Genomic DNA, 20,732 nt, shown 5'->3' with positions numbered 1-20,732 from the left:
AGCCAAGGAGTTGTTATGTCGTTATATCCACATTTATTAAAACCATTAGATTTAGGTTTTACGACATTAAAAAATCGCGTATTGATGGGATCTATGCACGTTGGTCTAGAAGAGGCGCCAGGTGGTTACGAACGTATGGCAGCTTTTTATGCAGAGCGTGCTAAAGGGGATGTTGGACTCATTGTTACTGGCGGTATTGCGCCCAATCAGGCAGGTTTAACCTTTGCTCATGCTTCTAAGTTAGATAGCACAGAAGAAGCTGAAAAACATAAAGTCATTACCGAAGCCGTCCATGCTGCTGGCGGAAAAATTGCATTACAAATATTACATACAGGCCGATATTCTTATCAGCCAGAAATTGTTGCACCTTCGGCAATTCAAGCACCAATTAACCCAATTAAACCTAAAGCAATGACTTCTGCAGAGGTTCAACAAACGATTGATGATTTTGCAAACTGTGCGAAGCTTGCGCAATATGCCGGTTATGACGGCGTTGAGATTATGGGTTCTGAAGGTTATTTAATTAATGAGTTTATAGCAGCAAGAACAAACCATCGTGATGATGAATGGGGTGGTAGCTATGAAAACCGTATTCGTTTTCCTATCGAGATCGTAAAACGCACACGTGAAATAGTTGGTGAAAACTTTATTATTATTTATCGTTTATCAATGCTTGATTTGGTTGAAGGCGGTTCTACTTTAGAAGAAGTGATTCAGCTTGCTAAAGCGATTGAAAAAGCAGGCGCTACAATCATTAATACGGGTATTGGCTGGCATGAAGCCCGTATTCCAACAATTGCCACTAAAGTTCCAAGAGCTGCATTTACTTGGGTCACTGAAAAATTAAAAGGTGAAGTTTCAGTTCCATTAATTACCTCAAACCGTATTAATACCCCAGAAATGGCTGAGCATGTATTAGCATCGGGTCATGCTGATATGGTTTCAATGGCACGTCCAATGCTTGCAGATCCTGAGTTCGTTTTAAAAGCTAGTGAAGGTCGTAGTGATGAAATCAATACCTGTATTGGTTGTAATCAGGCCTGTCTCGATCACATTTTTTCTATGAAAATCGCAACATGTCTAGTAAATCCTCGTGCATGCTATGAAACTGAACTGATTTTTAAAGAAACGCAAAATCAAAAGAATATCGCTGTTATTGGTGCAGGACCAGCAGGTTTAAGTTTTGCTGTATATGCAGCAGATCGCGGGCATCAAGTTAAAATTTTTGAAGCAAGTCATCAAATTGGTGGTCAGTTTAATATCGCTAAAACTGTACCGGGTAAAGAAGAGTTCTACGAAACATTACGTTATTTTAATCGTCAAATTGAACTACGTCCAAATATTGAGCTTGTATTAAATCATAAGGCAACTTATGAAGAGTTAAGTCAATCAGGCTTCGATGAGATTGTAGTTGCAACGGGTGTAACACCTCGTCAATTACAATTTGAAGGTATTGATCATCCAAAAGTGTTGAGCTACTTACAAGTACTTAAAGAGCGTGTACCAGTAGGTCAACGTGTTGCCATTATTGGGGCAGGTGGTATCGGTTTCGATACCGCTGAGTACCTAACCCATGAAGGTGAAAGTGGTAGTTTAAATCCTGAAAAGTTCTATGAAGAATGGGGTATTGATACTCACTATGAGCATGTTGGTGGTTTAAAGCAGCCGAAAGTTGAAGCTTCTGAACGAGAAATCTATTTGTTACAACGTAAAGCTTCTTCTATGGGTGCGGGACTAGGTAAAACAACTGGTTGGATTCACCGTACAGGGCTTAAGAACCGAAACGTGAAAATGTTAGCAGGCGTACACTACGAAAAAGTCGATGATCAAGGTCTTCATATTACGGTTGATGGAAAACCAACAGTGCTTGAAGTTGATAATGTCGTAATTTGCGCGGGCCAAGAATCATTTACTGCAATGTATGACCAATTAAAAGCAGATGGTAAGAATGTTCATTTGATTGGTGGTGCTAAAGAAGCCGGTGAGTTGGATGCTAAACGTGCTATTCGTCAAGGTGCTGAACTAGCAGCGGTTCTTTAATGAGTTAAGTGAGCATTGTCTTAATTAAGAGAATGCTCACTACTAAAACCAATTTGAAGGAAAAGAAAAATGACACTTGAAACAACGAAACAGTCATTAGAAAAATGGCACCACATGATTCAATCAAACGACTTATCGAACTTAAATGATTTGCTCGCAGATGATGTCGTTTTCCGTTCACCGGTTGCTTATAAACCTTATGAGGGAAGACAAGTTGTTTTCTTTATTCTTACTAATGTGATTCAGGTATTCGAAAACTTTACCTATCACAGAGAATTCTACACAGAAGATGGCGAAAATGTAGTGCTTGAGTTTAGTGCGAATGTAGGTGACAAATCATTGAAAGGGATTGATATGATCCGTTTTAATGAGCACGGTAAAATTATTGACTTTGAAGTAATGATTCGTCCAATGAGTGGTTTAGCTGCATTGGCTGAACAAATGGGTGCAAGAATTACTCAGTTCAAACCTCAATAGTTTTTTATTAAATAGCCTAAGTTTTTTGAGGTATATTAAATGTGGTTAAAACTTTCAACATTGCTTTTATTGCCTGTATTATTTGTGCAAGGCAATAAAGTCCGAAAGAATACTCCACGTTTATTAGAGCCTAAAGGTGAACGAGAAGGTGGCATTGGTCAAGGCAAGCCTTTATCTCTGCTTATTTTGGGAGATTCTGCAGCAGCTGGCGTGGGTGTAGAAACACAAAAAGATGCTTTGTCTGGTGCTATTATTCAAGAACTGCAAAATGAATTTTTCCTCCAGTGGAAACTTCATGCCAAAACTGGTGATACGACCCGACAAGTTTTTCATGCTTTACAGCATTTAGAAGAGCGGAAGTATGATGTAATTGTGACATCTATTGGTGTAAATGATGTTACTAAGTTGACTTCTGCCAAATCATGGATACAACAACAAAAACAATTATTTGAGCATATTCAGAAACGTTTTCAACCAAAACTGATCATTGTTTCTGGAGTGCCTCCAATGCAACATTTCCCAGCTTTACCCAATCCATTGGCTTGGTTATTTGGGCAATATGCAGAGCAAATGAATCAAAAATTACAGCAATGGTTAGCACCACAGAGCCAGTTTAAATTTCTTCAATATGATATTGAAACTTTTCAAGCCATGAATTTGACAATGGCAAGTGATGGTTTCCATCCTAGTAAGGAAGTTTACGAAATTTGGGGAAGGCAGATTGCAGCTTTAGTGCGTCAATCATTTCACTCATAGTCATAGGTAGTCATTGGATATGGGCACATCTGTTTTTAGTAAAATTAAAGATTTCGGTTCAGAGTTGTTCGATTTAGTAGTAGGGGCGGAGCATCCAAAAGTTTATTATGATCCTCAAGGGCAAATAAAAGATGTGTTGGAGAAGCTTCCTCAACTCAAGCAGAAATATCGTCCTACACCTTGGTTGACGAATAATCATGTTCATTTACTCTATTTCGATCTTATTAGAAAACAATCAATAAAATTGGAATATGACCGGATTGATCAACTTACGATGAGTGATGGCGGTATTACCGCAATTGCTTGGTATGGCTATAATTTACCAGCAGATACACCAACGGTTGTAATCATGCATACCATTACAGGTACTCCTGAGAGTATGCGTGAGTTGGTACGCGATTTAAATCAATATACAGGCTGGCGAATTGCATTATGCCTTCGCCGTGGTCACGCAGGTTTACCAATGCCTGTGCCACAAATTTCTCTTTTTGGTTCAACTCGTGATTTAAAAGAACAGCTTGACCATATTCAAAGCTTATTTCCCGCATCAGATTTATATGCGGTAGGTTCATCGGCAGGTACAGGCTTGCTTGTTCGCTATTTGGGTGAGCAAGGTGAAGATACGCCTTTTAAAGCTGCCTTTGCGATGTGTCCAGGTTATAACACGGAAATTGGTTTTAAAAATGTTCATCCTTTTTACAGTAAAATGATGACCAAAAAGCTCTTTAAGTATTTTATTTATCCGTATCAAAATACGTGGAGCAAAATTGCATCTTTAGAAAAAGTTTTATCGACTACCAATTTAGAAGAATTTGAAAAAGAATACTTTGAAATGGCTGGTTTTCAAGATTACGAAACTTACTGTAAATCTATTAACCCGATTTATGTTTTTGAGAATATTAAAATTCCATTAGTGATTCTGAATGCTGAAGATGACCCAGTTTGTTCAATTAAAAATTTGGAGCCATATAAAGAGCCAATTCAACAAATGAGTACTGTAGCTGTAGTGACAACTAAAAAAGGGAGTCATTGTGCATTTTATGAAGGGTGGCGTAGCACTTCATGGGCAGCACGTCTCATGTCTGATTATTTTTTAATTGAACGTAATAAATAGACAATCATCAGATGCGTAAATAAAGCCCAGACTTTGGGCTTTATTTTTTACTTTTTAAGATAAAAGTAGTGATCTATCATTTATTCCAAGTTTTACTTTGGTAGCAGCAACCAGAGCTTTCTCATCTGTCTGGTTGGGGTGAAAGTTAAAACGATAATATTCAAGAAACTTTGGAATTAAAGCTTTATATTGTGTGCTTGCAAAACCAAAAAAGTTGCGCCAAGTTTTAAAATTAGTCAGTTGTTTGTCGCGTTTCATTAAAATAATTTGGTAAATGGTCGAAAAAGCGGTAATCAGGATTAAACTAAAAGTAAATACTGAAATACGTGGAATATAAGCACTTAATCCGTTGCCATATAAATGCTGATATAAGTCGAATGCAACAGCTTTGTGTTCGGTTTCTTCTACGCTGTGCCATAGCCATAAGTTACGAATAGTTGTATCAGTCATAAGCTCATTTACTGATTGCATCATGCTAACTACAAGTACTGCGGTGTAGTGCTCTAAACCAACCGTTACAAGTAAATTCCATTTTTTGCTAAAAACTTTTTCAATACCTTTAAGAATAATCCCTGTTGCTTTTTCTAGAGACTCAGGATTTAAACCATGCTGCTGTGCACTAACATGAAAAGCATGATGCTCTTTAGAATGCATTGCTTCTTGGCCAATGAAAGCACCAATCTCTCTGTCTAAAGTTTCATTTTCTTTTGCCTTAGCACGTAAAGCACGCACAGATCTAACAAAGTATGATTCTCCTTCGGGAAATAAAGTAGAAAGACCTGTGAAATAATGGGTGAGTGAGGGCTCGTGATTGCACCAATAACGTGGAATATTTTCAAAATTGTAGTCCATACGACGTACTGGAAAAGAGGCGGGTACACGGTTTAAAGCTGTTTTCATTTTCTTGCTCCAATCTTTTTATCTTTAAGTTCTAAAAAGGAACTTGATGATAGAAAGTATAAGTAGATAGGGTTGGAGTCAATGATTTTTGAATGGATGAAACTAGATTGTCCCGAAATGATAGGCAGAGAAGTTTTGAAGATAAAAGCAAAGAAATTAAATTTATTTTTATTATGAATATTATATAAATGCCCAAATCAAAAAATTAATTTGGGCATTATCCGACACACGCTTAGTTCTTAAGCGCTGGTGTTGCAGCGGCAATTGCAGCAGCCACTGCATCATCTTCTGTCTTAGCAGATTCAGTTGCTTTAGCTGGTTTTGACTGAGCTTTTTCAGCTTTAGGTTCTGCTTTAGCCTCAGTTTTCTTTTCTGGTTTAGGTTCTACTTTTGGTGTCTCAGATTTAGGTTGTTCAGCAACTTGTGTTTGTGAAGATTCATCAGAATGTGCAGGACGAGTTTCACGGCGAATTTCAGTTGTAGTGTTGTTTGTTTCTTCACGATGAACTTCAACTTGTGGTTGTGCTTCAACTTGAGCTTCTTGATGAGTATCCACACTCTCTAAAGACTCAAATTTTGCAGGCTTCGCTGGTTGAGGTTCTGAAACAGCAGTTTCAACCTTGTCTTGCTCTTCTTCTTTAGGTGTCTCTTTTTTAACGCATGCGGTTAACAATAGTCCAGCCGCAATTGCAGCACAGATTAAAAGTTTTTTATTTGCCATTGCCCTAAACAACATTTAATTGAGGAGTTGGCATTATAACAGTAAATAGCAATGAAAAAATCATGTGAGATTGAGCTAATTTTTTATTAAAAATGCTGCTAGAATAACCAGTTGTTTATTGTTCTTTGAATTGATGCGGTTTGACTTTGCTTTATAGGGGCAGAGTACAGTAAAATTGCCAAACATTGTAGGCCGATTTCGGCTTGATTGTATGAGAAACTTAATGACCCATTTTATTTTTGTCACTGGTGGTGTGGTTTCATCACTAGGTAAAGGTATTTCTGCTGCTTCTGTTGCTGCACTTTTGGAAGCTCGTGGCTTAAAAGTCACAATGGTTAAAATGGATCCTTATATTAATGTCGATCCAGGGACAATGAGCCCATTCCAGCATGGTGAAGTTTTTGTTACCGAAGATGGTGCAGAAACCGACCTCGATCTGGGTTATTACGAACGTTTCTTACGTCGCGCTAAAATGACCAAGCTAAACAACTTTACGAGTGGTCGTGTATATCAAGACGTTTTAAATAAAGAGCGTCGTGGTGATTACTTGGGTGGTACAGTTCAGGTTATTCCTCATATTACCGATAATATTAAAGAACGTGTTCTTCGCGCAGGCGAAGGCTATGATGTTGCTATTGTAGAAATTGGTGGCACCGTAGGTGATATAGAATCATTACCGTTCATGGAGTCGGTTCGTCAGTTAATGGTTGAGCTTGGTCATAAACGTACCATGCTTATGCATTTAACCTTGTTGCCATATATTAAATCGGCAGCAGAGTTGAAAACTAAACCAACTCAGCACTCTGTAAAAGAGTTACTTTCAATTGGTATTCAACCAGATATTCTGATCTGCCGTACTGAATATGATGTAGATGTTGATACTAAACGCAAAATTGCATTGTTCACTAACGTAGAAGCGCGTGCTGTAGTTGTATGTAAAGATGCGAAAACAATTTATCAAATTCCACGTACATTCTATGAACAAAACGTTGATGACTTAATCTGTGAACGTTTTGGATTTAATGATCTTCCAGAAGCAAACCTAGAAGATTGGGACAATGTAGTCGAAGCATTGTTGAACCCTGAATACACTTTACGTGTAGCTATGGTTGGTAAATATGTTGAATTACCAGATGCTTATAAGTCTGTAAATGAAGCACTATTACATGCTGGTATTAAGAATCGCGTAAAAGTACAAATTGATTACGTCAATGCTGAAGAGCTTGAGAGTCAAGATGTATCTATTTTAAGTACAGCTGATGCAATTTTAGTTCCAGGTGGTTTTGGTGAACGTGGTACTGAAGGCAAAATGAAAGCTATTCAGTACGCTCGTGAAAATCGTATTCCTTTCTTAGGAATTTGTTTAGGCATGCAATTGGCAGTTATTGAATATGCTCGCCATGTTGCAGGTATGCCAGAAGCTTCTTCTACAGAATTTAACCGCTCTACAAAATATCCACTTATTGGTTTAATCACTGAATGGTTGGATGAGCGTGGTGAATTACAACAACGTAGTCTCGAATCTGATTTGGGCGGAACAATGCGTTTAGGTGCACAAAAATCAGAATTGGTTGAAGGCACAAAAACACGTGAAGTCTACGGTAAAGCTGAAATCACTGAACGTCATCGTCACCGTTATGAAATGAATAACCGTTTCATCGAGTCGATTGAAAAAGCTGGTATGAAAATTTCTGGTTATTCTTCAGCACAACATTTGGTTGAAACTGTAGAAATTCCTGAACATCCTTGGTTTATTGCTGTACAATTCCACCCGGAATTTACAAGTTCACCACGTGATGGACATCCATTATTTGCTAGTTTTATTGACGCTGCGAAAACTCAGCATCAAAAAAGTAAATAATGCGATTTAAATAAACTGGGAAAGTTTAAATGTCACAATTAAAACCACAAGAAGTTGTACGTTTAGGCGATATACAAATGGCAAATCATTTGCCATTTGTATTATTTGGCGGAATGAACGTACTTGAATCAAAAGATTTAGCTTTTGAAATTGCAGAAACGTATGTAGATATTTGCAAACGTTTAGAAATTCCTTATGTTTTTAAAGCGAGTTTCGATAAGGCAAATCGTTCTAGTCTACATTCATTCCGTGGCCCTGGACTTGAAAAAGGTATTGAATGGTTAGGTGATATTAAAAAGCATTTTAATGTTCCGATCATTACTGATGTGCATGAACCATATCAAGCTGCACCAGTTGCAGAAGTAGCCGATATTATTCAGTTACCTGCTTTCTTAAGTCGTCAGACTGATCTTGTTGAAGCGATGGCAAAAACACAAGCTATCATTAATATTAAGAAAGCTCAGTTTTTAGCACCTCATGAAATGCGTCATATTCTGCACAAATGTTTAGAAGCAGGAAATGACAAACTCATTCTTTGTGAACGTGGTTCAGCATTTGGTTATAACAATCTTGTTGTAGATATGCTTGGCTTTGACATCATGAAAGAAATGAATGTGCCAGTTTTCTTTGATGTGACACATGCGTTGCAAACCCCTGGTGGTCGTGCTGATTCGGCAGGTGGTCGTCGTGCTCAAATTACAACTTTAGCACGTGCTGGAATGGCAACTGGCTTGGCTGGGCTATTCTTGGAAGCTCATCCAGATCCAGAACATGCAAAATGCGATGGACCTTGTGCATTACGTATGTCACAACTTGAGCCATTCTTGGCGCAAATAAAAGAATTGGATACTTTAGTTAAAGGATTCAAAAAGTTAGACACCCATTGATGCAGTAATCTGCATCTCGTTATTCATTCAACAGAGGAATTGTTCATGAGCCAAATCGTTGACATTCGTGCACGTGAAATTTTGGACTCTCGTGGTAACCCAACCATCGAAGCAGACGTAATTTTAGAATCTGGCGTTGTTGGTCGTGCATGTGCACCGTCTGGTGCTTCAACTGGTTCTCGTGAAGCTTTAGAACTGCGTGACGGTGATAAATCACGTTACTTAGGTAAAGGCGTTCGTACAGCAGTTAATAACGTTAATACGTTGATTCGTGATGCTTTGTTGGGTAAATCAGTTTTTGAGCAAAAAGACATTGATAACACAATGATCGCGCTTGATGGCACTGAAAACAAAGAAAAATTAGGTGCTAACGCAACTTTGGCTGTGTCATTGGCTGCTGCGCGTGCTGCTGCTGAAGAAAAGAAACTTCCTCTTTTCCAATACATCGCAGATCTTCGTGGTCAAACAATTTTGACAATGCCTGTACCGATGATGAACATCTTGAACGGTGGTGAGCATGCAGATAACACTGTTGATATTCAAGAGTTTATGATTGAGCCAGTAGGCTTCACTTCATTTGCTGAAGCTTTGCGTGCTGGTGCTGAAGTATTCCATTCTTTAAAATCAGTTTTAAAGAAACAAGGTTTGAATACTGCTGTGGGTGATGAAGGTGGTTTTGCGCCTAACCTTCGTTCAAACGAAGAAGCAATTACTGTAATTCTTCAAGCAATTGAACAAACTGGTTATAAAGCTGGTTCAGATATGATGCTTGCACTTGACTGTGCATCTTCAGAATTCTACAAAAACGGTCAATACGTTTTAGAAGGTGAAGGCAACCGTGCATTTACAAGTCATCAATTTGCAGACTACTTAGCTGGTCTTGTAAATCAATATCCGATTATTTCAATCGAAGATGGTTTAGATGAATCTGATTGGGAAGGTTGGAGCTACTTAACTTCAATCCTTGGTGATAAAATCCAATTGGTTGGTGACGATTTATTCGTAACTAATCCTAAGATTTTACAACGTGGTATTGATGAGAAAGTTGGTAACTCGATTCTTATCAAATACAACCAGATTGGTACATTGACTGAAACTTTAGATGCAATCTACCTTGCTAAAGCAAATAGTTACTCAACTGTTATTTCTCACCGTTCTGGTGAAACAGAAGATTCAACTATTGCTGATTTGGCAGTAGGTACTGCAGCTGGTCAAATCAAAACTGGTTCACTTTGCCGTTCTGACCGTGTTGCTAAATATAACCAATTGCTTCGTATTGAAGAAATGACTAAAGCGGCTTACCGCGGTAAAGCTGAGTTCAAAGGTTTAAACTAATCTTTTGAATAATGCTTTGCTTATTTAAATATTGATGAAAAATTAATATTTAAAATAAAAGTGCTATTTCTACTTCTTAGAAATAGCACTTTTTTATTTATCCTAAACGCCGAGTTTTTAAAGATTCAGCCCAACTATGGTGATGACAACGGGAACATTCTTGATCGAGTTTATTTAAAATCTTAGTTTCACCGCATTTCATACAAGAATAAAAAGTATTCGTTTTAAGTATTTTAGCTTTGTTATAGGCATCGGGAAATAAAGGAAGACCCCATTTAACGTCTTCATCCTCATAATAAAGCAAGCTCAAAATCCCATCGGACTCAAGTAAGGCTGTTCTGACTTGACCTAAGTGTTCTACATTCTGTTGCCGCATTTCTGAGAAAAATTCATCGTGAGAATATGTTTGTTTCTGAAAATCTTTGTAGACCAAAAGACCCTCTTTGACGACGCAAAGAGCTCTTCCTTCTAACAATGTTTCAATTTTTTTGTGCTTTACCATACCCCAAGTGATAAGGCGATATAAAAAGAGGATTGCAACAAAAACCACTAAAGCGTGTGCAATTGGAACGTCTTTAGTAAACATAGGGTCACCAGCTGCAGATCCTAAACATAAAATGATAGCCAGTTCGAATAAAGAGAGTTGTCGAATACCACGTTTACCAGATAGTCTTAAAAAGCTAATGATAATAATGAATATGACAGTGCATCTTATTAAAATTTCTAAAGCAAAACCCCATGTGGTATCACCAATAAAAATATTAGAAAGATCCATCTTTATCTCGCTTTTTCAAATTTTAGATATAGGGTAGATTTAAAATTCATAGCAAAATAAAAATCAAAAAACTATAGTTTTTAAGTAGTTATTGGTTAAAAGTACAAAAGATGTGTGATCGTGTATTAATTAAAAATAAATGAAATTCGTAGTGCGATTTTAAAACATAGATTATTGTAGTCTCTTAAGAATAATTATTTTGGTTTGGACTATGATCTATGTGGCACTTGCTTTTATTGGAGTTCTTTCAGGGCTGATTAGTGGAGTGGTTGGAACTGGATCATCAATTATTTTATTACCAATTCTTGCTTATATTTTTGGGGCCAAACTTGCTGTACCTATTATGGCAATTGCTGCAATTATGGGGAACATTTCACGTGTGATAATGTGGCGTAAAGAGCTTAATATTAGAGCATTTCTTTTATTTACAAGTTTGGGCATACCAGCAACGATACTAGGAGCCAATACATTATGGGTGATGTCACCTGTATTGTCTAACTTATGTATAGGTGTATTTTTCTTCTGTTTAATACCGATTAGGCATTATGCCAAACGTCATAGTTTTAAATTTAGTTCATGGCAAATGGTCATTGCTGGGGGAGTGCTGGGCTATATCACAGGTGTTGTTTTTTCGACAGGTCCCTTATTACTCCCAGTTTTTAATGGTTTCGGTTTAACGAAGGGAGCTCTCTTGGCGACAGAGGCTGCCGCTTCATTTGGTATCTACGTAACAAAAAGCTTAACTTTTGGTGCACTAGGTGTTTTAAAACAAAATATTTTAATTGCGGGAGTTGCTGTTGGTTTTTCTCTAATTATTGGCAATTATATTGGCAAAACTTTTGTAATAAAGATGTCTGAGAAAACTTTTGATTTATTGCTAGATTGTATGTTGGTGGTTGCTGGTTTTTCGATGATATTGGCAGTTTTTAATCATTCTTAACAGTAACTTTTATATGCATAGATTGATTTATAAACAGTTGTGTTTATAAACATTATTTTCCTTTCCAATTGAGTTTAATTTTGACAAAATGAAACATGTCACAATGGTCAATTTAAAGTAATATGGCCATTCATAGTTTTGCAGGAATGTTGCAGGAATTTTGCATGTCGCTTGTAAATTGTCATACAATACAAAAACTTAATAAAGTTTTTAATTAAAGCTCTTAATGCTATGTTAGAAGTATTTCGATCCACTTCAAGCAAACTTATTTTGCTACTGGTTATTGTTTTAGTAGCTATATTGCAATATCAGTTCTGGTTAGGTGAGGGTGGTTATTTTCCTCATCAAGCACTTATGCAGCAAATTCAACAACAAGCTGAAGTAAATGATGAGCTTAAAGAGCGAAACCGTATTTTGGCAGCTGAGGTTTTCGACCTAAAAAATGGTACGGAAGCGATAGAAGAGCATGCTCGTCTGGATCTTGGTTTGGTTAAGCCTCACGAAACATTTGTTCAAATGAGTACGATCAGTACTAATTATAAACCTATTTATATTGACCCGAACGCTAAAGTAGATTTGGAAACTAATGAGACACCTCCATCACCAGATATCCCAGACTAAACTATGGGCAGTTATTCCTGCTGCTGGTTCAGGAAGTCGTTTTTCCAAAACTGAATTAAAGCAATATCAATATATTCAAGATGTGACAGTGTTAGAGCATACTGTTAAGCGTTTAGCTGAGCTTCCTTTAGCTGGCTATGTCTTAGCAATTGGTGCGCAGGATACTCTTGCTTCTACTTTAGCTTTTAGCGAAAAGCATAAGGCACATTTTTGTAATGGTGGTGCTGAGCGAGTCCATTCGGTTTTAAATGCGCTAAATTATCTGTCACAAATTACAGATGAAGATGATTGGGTGTTGGTACACGATGCTGCACGACCTTGTGTAACCCTTGATTGCTTAAATGCTCTTGTTTTGCATGCGATAAGTTCAAATCAAAGTGCTATTTTGGCAATTCCTGTGCGCGATACGTTGAAACTTGTAGATAAAGAACAGCAGATTAATAAAACGGTAAGTCGAGAGTTATTGTGGCAGGCTCAAACGCCTCAAATTGCAAAAATTGGGACACTTAAAAAGGCGATTGAACAAGCGCTAATTAATAATTTGACTATTACTGATGAGGCAAGCGCGCTTGAGTTTATGGGGGAGAGCGTACATGTAGTTATGGGACGGTCTGATAATATAAAAATTACTTATCCCGATGATTTAGAACTTGCGCGTTTGATTCTGCAATCACAATCTTAATATTTTATATACTTAATAGCAGGCTATTTTATTTTTAAATAGCCTAAGTATACGTTTCATTTCTACACATCTATTCAAAATAATTTATATTTTTTTATAGCGGAAATAGATAACATCATTATGTAATTTAATTAGATAATGTTCGATAGTCGAACAAAAAAATCCTAAATCGAACAAAAGTGTATGTAGCTTACTAGATCAAAATCTGAAAATTATCAAAAATAATCAAAAGGGAAATCTAAGGGAAACACTCGGGATTGAGTGAAATATTTATCTATCTTATTACCCCAGTGTGCCTATTCTCTTACCTTTCTCTTCTTCAATGAGCACAATGGAGTTGTCTAATGATTGACAAAAGTAAGTCCTCACTAAGCGAGGTTCTATCGCAGATTAAAGATGGTGCAACCATTCTGATTGGTGGTTTTGGTACCGCAGGACAACCCGCTGAACTCATTGACGGTCTTATTGAACTGGGTATTAAAGATTTAACCATTGTTAGCAATAACGCCGGTAATGGCGATTATGGTCTGGCTAAACTGCTTAAAGCAGGTTCGGTTAAAAAAGTGATCTGTTCTTTCCCTCGTCAGTCAGACTCTTATGTGTTTGATGAACTGTACCGTGCTGGAAAGGTCGAGCTTGAAGTAGTACCACAAGGTAATCTGGCTTGCCGTATTCAGGCGGCGGGTATGGGACTTGGCGCTGTGTTTACCCCAACTGGCTTTGGAACACTTTTAGCTGAAGGGAAAGAAACCCGCCAGATCGATGGGAAAGATTACGTACTTGAATATCCAATTAAAGCTGACTTTGCCTTGATTAAAGCCTACAAGGGCGACCGCTGGGGCAATCTAGTTTACCGTAAATCTGCGCGTAACTTTGGCCCAATTATGGCCATGGCTGCGGATGTCACCATTGTTCAGGTTTCTGAAGTGGTTGAACTCGGTGGCCTAGATCCAGAGCACATCATCACCCCAGGTATTTTTGTACAGCATGTTGTACAAGTACAACCCGCACAATAAGCAATAAGGAGAAATAACATGAGCTACCAGAAACTCAGCCGTGACCAGATTGCAAAACGTGTGGCACAAGATATTCCAGATGGTGCCTATGTAAACTTAGGCATTGGTTTACCAACCAAGATTGCAAGCTACTTACCTAATGATAAAGATATTTTCCTTCATTCTGAAAATGGCCTGTTGGCCTTTGGCCCGCCACCAGCAGCAGGTGAAGAAGATCCTGAACTGATTAATGCGGGTAAAGAGTTTGTGACCATGCTTGAAGGCGGCAGCTTTTTTCACCATGGTGACTCATTTGCGATGATGCGTGGCGGTCACCTTGATATTGCAGTGCTTGGCGCATTTCAGGTTGCAGCGAATGGTGATTTGGCGAACTGGCACACGGGTGCTCCCGATGCGATTCCTGCGGTGGGAGGTGCTATGGATTTGGCTGTAGGTGCTAAAAAAGTATTTATCACCACAGATCATGTGACCAAGCAAGGTGAGCCGAAAATTGTGGCTGAGCTGACTTATCCGGTAACGGGTAAACACTGCGTAGACCGTATATACACTGACCTGTGTGTGATTGACGTGACTAAAAATGGTTTAAAGGTGATTGAGAAAGTTGAAGGTCTGAGCTTTGATGAGTTGCAGGCTTTAACTGGTGCAACTTTGATTGATGCCACTCAAGGGTAAGGAAGTAGGGAAATGACATTAAAAAACGCTTATATCATCGATGCCATCCGTACACCATTCGGCCGTTATGCCGGTGGCCTTGCACCTGTCCGTGCCGATGACCTTGGCGCTGTGCCGATTAAAGCTCTCATGCAGCGTAACCCGAATGTAGATTGGGAACAGGTCGATGATGTGATCTATGGCTGTGCTAACCAAGCCGGTGAAGATAACCGTAATGTTGGCCGTATGTCAGCACTGCTTGCTGGTTTACCGTATCAAGTACCAGCAACCACCATTAACCGTTTGTGCGGTTCATCACTCGATGCGATTGCGATTGCTGCCCGTGCCATTAAAGCAGGTGAAGCGAACTTGGTGATTGCAGGTGGTGTGGAAAGCATGAGCCGTGCACCTTATGTGATGGGTAAGTCTGACAGTGCTTTTGGCCGTAGCCAGAAGATTGAAGACACCACCATGGGTTGGCGCTTCATTAACCCTAAACTTAAAGAATTGTATGGTGTAGACACCATGCCCCAGACTGCCGAAAACGTGGCTGAACAGTTCAACGTAAATCGTGCAGATCAGGACCAGTTTGCCTTGGTGAGCCAACAACGCACCGCAAGCGCGCAAGCCAAAGGCTTTTTTTCTAAAGAAATCGTGGCAGTTGAAATCCCTCAGCGTAAGGGCGATGCTGTTGTGATTGATACCGATGAACATCCTCGTGCATCGACCACGCTTGAAGGTTTAAGCAAACTTAAACCTGTGGTTAAAGCAGAGGGTACAGTCACTGCGGGCAATGCTTCAGGGATTAATGATGGTGCAGCAGCTTTGCTGATTGCTTCTGATGAAGCAGTTCAAGCCTACAAGCTCAAACCGCGTGCCAAGATCATTGCTTCAACCGCGGTGGGTGTAGAACCACGCATTATGGGTTTTGCTCCAGCGCCAGCGATTAAAAAACTACTTAAACAAGCCAACCTGACTTTAGATCAGATGGATGTGATTGAGTTGAATGAAGCTTTTGCTGCACAAGCTTTAGCAGTTACCCGTGATTTAGGTTTGCCAGATGATAGCAACAAGGTAAATCCAAACGGTGGTGCCATTGCATTAGGTCATCCACTGGGTGCATCAGGTGCACGCTTAGTCACCACAGCATTAAACCAGCTTGAACAAACAGGTGGTCGTTATGCCTTATGTTCAATGTGTATTGGTGTAGGTCAAGGTATTGCTTTGATTATTGAGAGAGTCTAATCATGAGCCAGTTATATGCCAGTTTGTTTTATCAAAAAGATGTCACCGACATCTTTAGTGACTCATCTTTAATCAAATATATGATTGAGGTTGAAGTCGCGTTAGCTCAAGCACAGGCACAAGTTGGCGTGATTCCTCAAAATGCGGCTAACACCATTACCCAAGTAGCTGAGCAAGCAATAGAAAAGTTTGACTTTTCAGCCTTAGCCGTGGCAACTGGCTTAGCTGGAAACATTGCAATTCCGTTCGTAAAACAACTAACGGCAATTGTTAAAGATCTTGATGAAGATGCTTCACGTTATGTGCATTGGGGCGCAACGAGTCAGGATATTTTAGACACAGCTTGTATTTTGCAATGCCGTGATGCATTGAACATTGTAGAAGCTCAGCTTCAACAGTGCTATGCGACTGCGTTAGAACAAGCCAAGCAACATCGTCATCAAGTCATGATTGGGCGTACATGGTTACAGCAAGCTTTGCCTATTACCTTGGGACACAAGCTTGCTCGTTGGGCTTCTGCATTTAAGCGTGATTTAGATCGTATAAATGCAATGAAATCACGTGTATTTACTGCTCAGTTAGGTGGGGCTGTGGGTTCTTTAGCTTCTTTGCAAGATCAAGGTTCATCTGTGGTCAGTGCATTTGCCAAAAAACTAAATCTGACTGTACCGACAAGTACATGGCATGGTGAGCGTGACCGTATTGTAGAAATCGCAAGTGTGCTTGGCATGATTGTTGGGAATACGGGCAAGATGGCACGTGATTGGTCGCTCATGATGCAAACTGAAATTGCAGAATTGTTTGAACCTACTGCAAAGGGTCGTGGTGGTTCATCAACCATGCCTCATAAGCGTAATCCAGTCGCAGCAGCTTCAGTACTTGCAGCAGCAAATCGTGTACCAGCACTTATGTCTAGTATCTATCAAAGCATGGTACAGGAACATGAGCGTAGCTTAGGTGCATGGCATGCAGAATGGTTAGCTGTTCCTGAAATTTTTCAGCTTTGTGCTGGAGCATTAAGTCGTACTGGTGAAGTTTTACAAGGTTTCGAAGTTAATACTGAGCATATGCAGCAGAACCTTGAGTGTACCAACGGGCTGATTATGGCCGAAGCTGTGATGATGGCGCTTGCTCCAAAAATTGGACGTTTAAATGCACATCATGTTGTTGAAGCAGCTTGTAAAACAGCCGTGGCTCAAAAGCAGCATTTATCTGAGGTTGTTAGTCAGTTAGATGAAGTAAAAGAACATTTTAGTCAAACAGAAATTTTGAAAATATTTAAAGCAGAAAACTATTTGGGCAACATTCAAGCTCAAATTGATGCTGTTCTGCAAGAAGCACAAGGAGAGTCAAAGTGAAACAGCTTATAACCAATCGACAAGGAAAACAGCTCGCTGTTTATGCCGAAGGTTTAAAAGATGCTCCAGCACTTGTGTTATCTAACTCGTTAGGAACAGATCATGGAATGTGGCAGCCGCAAGTAGATGAGCTTAAAAGTCATTTTAATGTCATTACATACGACACACGTGGTCATGGCGAAAGTGATGTGATCGCTGAAACATCTTTACAAAATTTAGCTGAAGATGTTGTTGATATTCTAGATGCCTTAGATATTGAAAAAGCCCATTTTTGTGGAATTTCAATGGGCGGAATTACAGGGCTTTGGTTGGGTATTCATTATCCAGAGCGCTTTCTAAGTATTACCGTTGCGAACTCGGCAGCCAAAATTGGACAGGCTGAAGCGTGGTTAAGTCGTGCCGAATCAGTAGAACAAAATGGGCTCGCTGAATTGGTAAAAACCACACATACACGTTGGTTTAGCGAAAAATTCGACTATCAACATAATGTAGTTGCACAAACGACGATTCAAAGTCTGGCAAACACACCAGCACAAGGTTATGCCAATGCGTGTCGTGCTTTAGCACATGCTGATTTAAGAGATGAAATTGGAGAAATTCAAATTCCAGTGTTGCTGATTGCAGGAACAGAAGATCCAGTAACTACAGTAGTCGATGCTGAGTTCATGCAGAAGGCTATTAAGAATAGCCAGCTTGCTAAATTGGAAGCATCTCATCTTTCTAATATTGAGCAACCGCAAAGATTTACTCAGGAATTGACTAGGTTTATTCAGCAAATCTAATAGCTTAGTAGTTTAAAAGGAATTGGCCTTAAGGAGGCAAATATGGCGTCTCAGGATTACGCTACACCAAACAAAAGTATCGATGCTCAAGCACTAATTAATGATGCACCACTCAGTAAGTATCAGTGGATGATCGCAATTATTTGTTTCTTAATTATTTTTACTGATGGTATCGATACAGCTGCAATGGGTTTTATTGCACCAGCATTGGCTCAGGACTGGGGTGTTGATCGCTCTCAGTTAGGTCCAGTAATGAGTGCTGCACTTGGTGGAATGATTATTGGAGCTTTGGTTTCTGGCCCAACAGCTGATCGCTTTGGCCGAAAAATTGTTCTAGCTATTTCAATGCTTGTATTTGGTGGTTTTACCTTAGCTTCTGCTTATGCAACCAACTTAGATAGCCTTGTTGTTTTACGCTTTTTGACAGGTATTGGTTTGGGCGCAGCGATGCCAAATGCCACTACATTGTTTTCTGAATACTGTCCAACTCGCATTCGTTCACTGCTCGTGACATGTATGTTCTGTGGTTACAACTTAGGTATGGCAACAGGTGGCTTTATTAGCAGTTGGCTCATTCCGACCTATGGCTGGCACAGTCTATTTTTACTTGGCGGTTGGTCACCTTTAATTTTAATGGTTCTGGTGGTTTTAGTTTTACCTGAGTCTTACCGCTTCTTAATTGTTAAAGGTAAAAACCCAGAAAAAGTACGCAAAATTTTAAATCATATAGCACCAACTCAGGTTCAAGACGCAACTGCATTTCATGTACCTGAAGAGAAAACTGAAACAGCTCAAAAGAAAAATGTCTTTGGGATTATGTTTTCTAAACCTTATGCGAAAGGAACACTTTTACTTTGGTTGACCTATTTCATGGGCTTAGTAGTTGTTTACTTGCTTACAAGCTGGTTACCAACATTGATGCGTGAAACGGGTGCTTCAATGGAGCGTGCTGCATTTATCGGTGGATTGTTCCAGTTCGGCGGTGTGGTAAGTGCATTGTTCATCGGTTGGGCGATGGACAAATTCAACCCGAACCGAGTCATTGCCATTTTCTACTTTGCTGCGGGTCTATTTGCGATTGCTGTTGGTCAAAGCTTAGGAAACTCAACATTACTTGCTGTATTGGTGCTTTGTGCTGGTATCGCAATTAACGGTGCACAATCTTCAATGCCAGCTTTGAGTGCTCGTTTCTATCCAACACAATGCCGTGCTACGGGCGTGTCTTGGATGACAGGTATTGGTCGTTTCGGTGCGGTATTTGGTGCTTGGATTGGGGCTGTATTACTTGGTAATGATTGGTCATTTACTGCCATTCTTAGCTTATTACTAATTCCTGCGTCTGCTGCGGCTGTTGCTGTATTTGTTAAATCACTTGTTGCGCATACCGATGCAACTTAATAGAGGTCTATCACGATGAATGATGAACAACGCTATAAACAAGGCATTGAGGTGCGGACGGAAGTTTTGGGTGAAAAGCATGTTGGTCGGTCTTTGCAAAACTTAAATGACTTTAACCAAGATTTTCAAAACTTTATTAGCCGTTACGCATGGGGTGAGGTGTGGTCTCGTCCGGGCCTACCGCGTCATACACGTAGTTTAGTGACGATCGCAATTTTATTGTCGCTTGGCCGTGAAGATGAGCTACGCATGCATTTACGCGCTTGTTTCAACAATGGTGTAACTAAAGAAGATTTAAAAGAGTTGATCTTACATAGTTCACTCTATGCAGGTTTACCTGCGGCAAACGCTGCAATGCATATGGCTGAAGAAGTCTTTAAAGAGTTGGGAATAGAAGTCAACTCAGTTGCAGCGAAAGAACAGGATTAAGGAGATAAAGATGTCACAACATAGCTGGGGTGCTTACGCCCAACGTAATACAGATGATCATCCACCAGCGTATACGCCAGGTTATAAAACAAGTGTATTGCGTTCGCCAAAAAATGCATTGATCTCTATTAACGAGACTCTAACCGAAGTTACTGCGCCGCATTTTTCTTCAAACTTGTTCGGTCCAAAAGATAACGACTTGATTTTGAACTATGCCAAAGATGGTTTACCAATTGGTGAACGTGTCATTGTCCATGGCTATGTTCGTGACCAATTTGGTCGTCCTGTAAAAAATGCACTTCTAGAAGTATGGCAAGCCAATGCTTCTGGTCGTTATCGCCATCCAAACGACAAGTTTATTGGTGCAATGGATCCTAATTTTGGTGGTTGTGGTCGTACCTTAACTGATGAAAACGGTTTTTATATTTTCCGTACCATTAAACCAGGTCCATATCCATGGCGTAACCGTATTAATGAATGGCGTCCTGCCCATATCCATTTTTCTTTAATTGCTGATGGTTGGGCTCAGCGTTTAATTTCGCAATTTTATTTTGAAGGCGATACGCTCATTGATACTTGTCCGATTTTAAAAACAATTCCTTCTGAAGATCAACGTCGTGCCTTGATTGCGCTAGAAGATAAAAACAACTTTATCGAAGCCGATAGCCGTTGTTACCGTTTTGACATCACTTTGCGTGGTCGTCGAGCGACCTACTTCGAAAATGAATTGACTTAATCAGGAGC

General features: G+C 39.4%; 21 protein-coding genes. 18 read left to right on the top strand and 3 right to left on the bottom strand.

Annotated features, from left to right (window positions below):
* The first annotated feature begins 15 nt into the window (after nt 1-15).
* The 4 genes from AC056_RS08155 (at nt 16) to AC056_RS08140 (ending at nt 4,387) form a co-directional block, all read left to right on the top strand.
* Nucleotides 16-2,040, top strand: coding sequence for an NADPH-dependent 2,4-dienoyl-CoA reductase (locus AC056_RS08155; RefSeq protein WP_077163303.1), 2,025 nt, complete (start codon nt 16-18; stop codon nt 2,038-2,040).
* A gap of 69 nt (nt 2,041-2,109) precedes the next feature.
* Nucleotides 2,110-2,517, top strand: coding sequence for a nuclear transport factor 2 family protein (locus tag AC056_RS08150; protein ID WP_077163302.1), 408 nt, complete (start codon nt 2,110-2,112; stop codon nt 2,515-2,517).
* 39 nt (nt 2,518-2,556) lie between these two features.
* A complete protein-coding gene (locus AC056_RS08145; RefSeq protein ID WP_077163301.1) occupies nt 2,557-3,273 on the top strand; it encodes an SGNH/GDSL hydrolase family protein in 717 nt (238 codons plus the stop codon).
* Between the two features lie 19 nt (nt 3,274-3,292).
* Nucleotides 3,293-4,387 carry a YheT family hydrolase gene (locus AC056_RS08140; RefSeq protein WP_077163300.1) on the top strand — a complete coding sequence of 365 codons (1,095 nt, stop codon included), beginning with the start codon at nt 3,293-3,295 and terminating at the stop codon, nt 4,385-4,387.
* Nucleotides 4,388-4,441: 54 nt separating this feature from the next.
* On the opposite strand, the gene AC056_RS08135 is transcribed toward AC056_RS08140, so the two are convergent.
* Nucleotides 4,442-5,287 carry a metal-dependent hydrolase gene (locus tag AC056_RS08135; RefSeq protein ID WP_139344634.1) on the bottom strand — a complete coding sequence of 282 codons (846 nt, stop codon included), beginning with the start codon at nt 5,285-5,287 and terminating at the stop codon, nt 4,442-4,444.
* Nucleotides 5,288-5,519: 232 nt separating this feature from the next.
* A complete protein-coding gene (locus AC056_RS08130; RefSeq protein WP_004701329.1) occupies nt 5,520-6,008 on the bottom strand; it encodes a hypothetical protein in 489 nt (162 codons plus the stop codon).
* A 223-nt stretch (nt 6,009-6,231) separates the two neighbouring features.
* Here AC056_RS08130 and AC056_RS08125 point away from each other — a divergent pair, with 223 nt between their 5' ends.
* The 3 genes from AC056_RS08125 to eno are packed head-to-tail and all read left to right on the top strand — an operon-like array spanning nt 6,232 to nt 10,091.
* On the top strand, nt 6,232-7,869 hold the full coding sequence (locus tag AC056_RS08125; protein WP_004701331.1) for a CTP synthase: 1,638 nt from the start codon (nt 6,232-6,234) through the stop codon (nt 7,867-7,869).
* A gap of 29 nt (nt 7,870-7,898) precedes the next feature.
* Nucleotides 7,899-8,756, top strand: a complete 858-nt coding sequence (gene kdsA / locus AC056_RS08120; protein ID WP_004701333.1) for a 3-deoxy-8-phosphooctulonate synthase — start codon at nt 7,899-7,901, stop codon at nt 8,754-8,756.
* Nucleotides 8,757-8,801: 45 nt separating this feature from the next.
* Nucleotides 8,802-10,091: a phosphopyruvate hydratase gene (gene eno, locus AC056_RS08115; RefSeq protein ID WP_077163299.1), complete on the top strand. Its 1,290-nt coding sequence runs from the start codon at nt 8,802-8,804 to the stop codon at nt 10,089-10,091.
* 97 nt (nt 10,092-10,188) lie between these two features.
* Here eno and AC056_RS08110 read toward each other — a convergent pair whose 3' ends face one another.
* Entirely contained in the window at nt 10,189-10,866 is a 678-nt protein-coding gene (locus tag AC056_RS08110) for a DUF421 domain-containing protein (protein ID WP_077163298.1), read from the bottom strand.
* A 211-nt stretch (nt 10,867-11,077) separates the two neighbouring features.
* Here AC056_RS08110 and AC056_RS08105 point away from each other — a divergent pair, with 211 nt between their 5' ends.
* The 11 genes from AC056_RS08105 (at nt 11,078) to pcaH (ending at nt 20,724) form a co-directional block, all read left to right on the top strand.
* Nucleotides 11,078-11,806, top strand: a complete 729-nt coding sequence (locus AC056_RS08105; protein ID WP_039249882.1) for a sulfite exporter TauE/SafE family protein — start codon at nt 11,078-11,080, stop codon at nt 11,804-11,806.
* Nucleotides 11,807-12,037: 231 nt separating this feature from the next.
* Nucleotides 12,038-12,427, top strand: coding sequence for a cell division protein FtsB (gene ftsB / locus AC056_RS08100; protein ID WP_004701341.1), 390 nt, complete (start codon nt 12,038-12,040; stop codon nt 12,425-12,427).
* Nucleotides 12,393-13,109, top strand: a complete 717-nt coding sequence (gene ispD / locus AC056_RS08095) for a 2-C-methyl-D-erythritol 4-phosphate cytidylyltransferase (protein ID WP_004701344.1) — start codon at nt 12,393-12,395, stop codon at nt 13,107-13,109. The genes ftsB and ispD overlap by 35 nt, the downstream gene beginning before the upstream one ends.
* Nucleotides 13,110-13,453: 344 nt before the next feature.
* Complete coding sequence (locus AC056_RS08090) at nt 13,454-14,125, top strand: 3-oxoacid CoA-transferase subunit A (RefSeq protein WP_005305950.1); 672 nt, start codon at nt 13,454-13,456, stop codon at nt 14,123-14,125.
* Between the two features lie 18 nt (nt 14,126-14,143).
* Nucleotides 14,144-14,797, top strand: a complete 654-nt coding sequence (locus AC056_RS08085; RefSeq protein ID WP_039249886.1) for a 3-oxoacid CoA-transferase subunit B — start codon at nt 14,144-14,146, stop codon at nt 14,795-14,797.
* 12 nt (nt 14,798-14,809) lie between these two features.
* Entirely contained in the window at nt 14,810-16,021 is a 1,212-nt protein-coding gene (gene pcaF, locus AC056_RS08080; protein ID WP_077163297.1) for a 3-oxoadipyl-CoA thiolase, read from the top strand.
* Between the two features lie 2 nt (nt 16,022-16,023).
* Complete coding sequence (locus AC056_RS08075) at nt 16,024-17,379, top strand: 3-carboxy-cis,cis-muconate cycloisomerase (RefSeq protein WP_077163296.1); 1,356 nt, start codon at nt 16,024-16,026, stop codon at nt 17,377-17,379.
* Nucleotides 17,376-18,161, top strand: coding sequence for a 3-oxoadipate enol-lactonase (gene pcaD / locus AC056_RS08070; RefSeq protein ID WP_077163295.1), 786 nt, complete (start codon nt 17,376-17,378; stop codon nt 18,159-18,161). The genes AC056_RS08075 and pcaD overlap by 4 nt, the downstream gene beginning before the upstream one ends.
* 42 nt (nt 18,162-18,203) lie before the next feature.
* Nucleotides 18,204-19,559, top strand: coding sequence for an MFS transporter (locus AC056_RS08065; RefSeq protein ID WP_019458798.1), 1,356 nt, complete (start codon nt 18,204-18,206; stop codon nt 19,557-19,559).
* A 15-nt stretch (nt 19,560-19,574) separates the two neighbouring features.
* Nucleotides 19,575-19,988, top strand: a complete 414-nt coding sequence (pcaC, locus tag AC056_RS08060) for a 4-carboxymuconolactone decarboxylase (protein WP_019458799.1) — start codon at nt 19,575-19,577, stop codon at nt 19,986-19,988.
* 10 nt (nt 19,989-19,998) lie between these two features.
* Entirely contained in the window at nt 19,999-20,724 is a 726-nt protein-coding gene (gene pcaH, locus AC056_RS08055) for a protocatechuate 3,4-dioxygenase subunit beta (RefSeq protein WP_000077913.1), read from the top strand.
* Nucleotides 20,725-20,732: the final 8 nt, after the last annotated feature.

Source organism: Acinetobacter genomosp. 33YU (genome assembly GCF_001990725.1).
In the GTDB taxonomy this organism is placed as follows: Bacteria; Pseudomonadota; Gammaproteobacteria; order Pseudomonadales; family Moraxellaceae; genus Acinetobacter; species Acinetobacter seifertii.
Note: the sequence above shows the minus strand (reverse complement) of the source record. Positions and strands in the feature narration are given on the sequence as shown.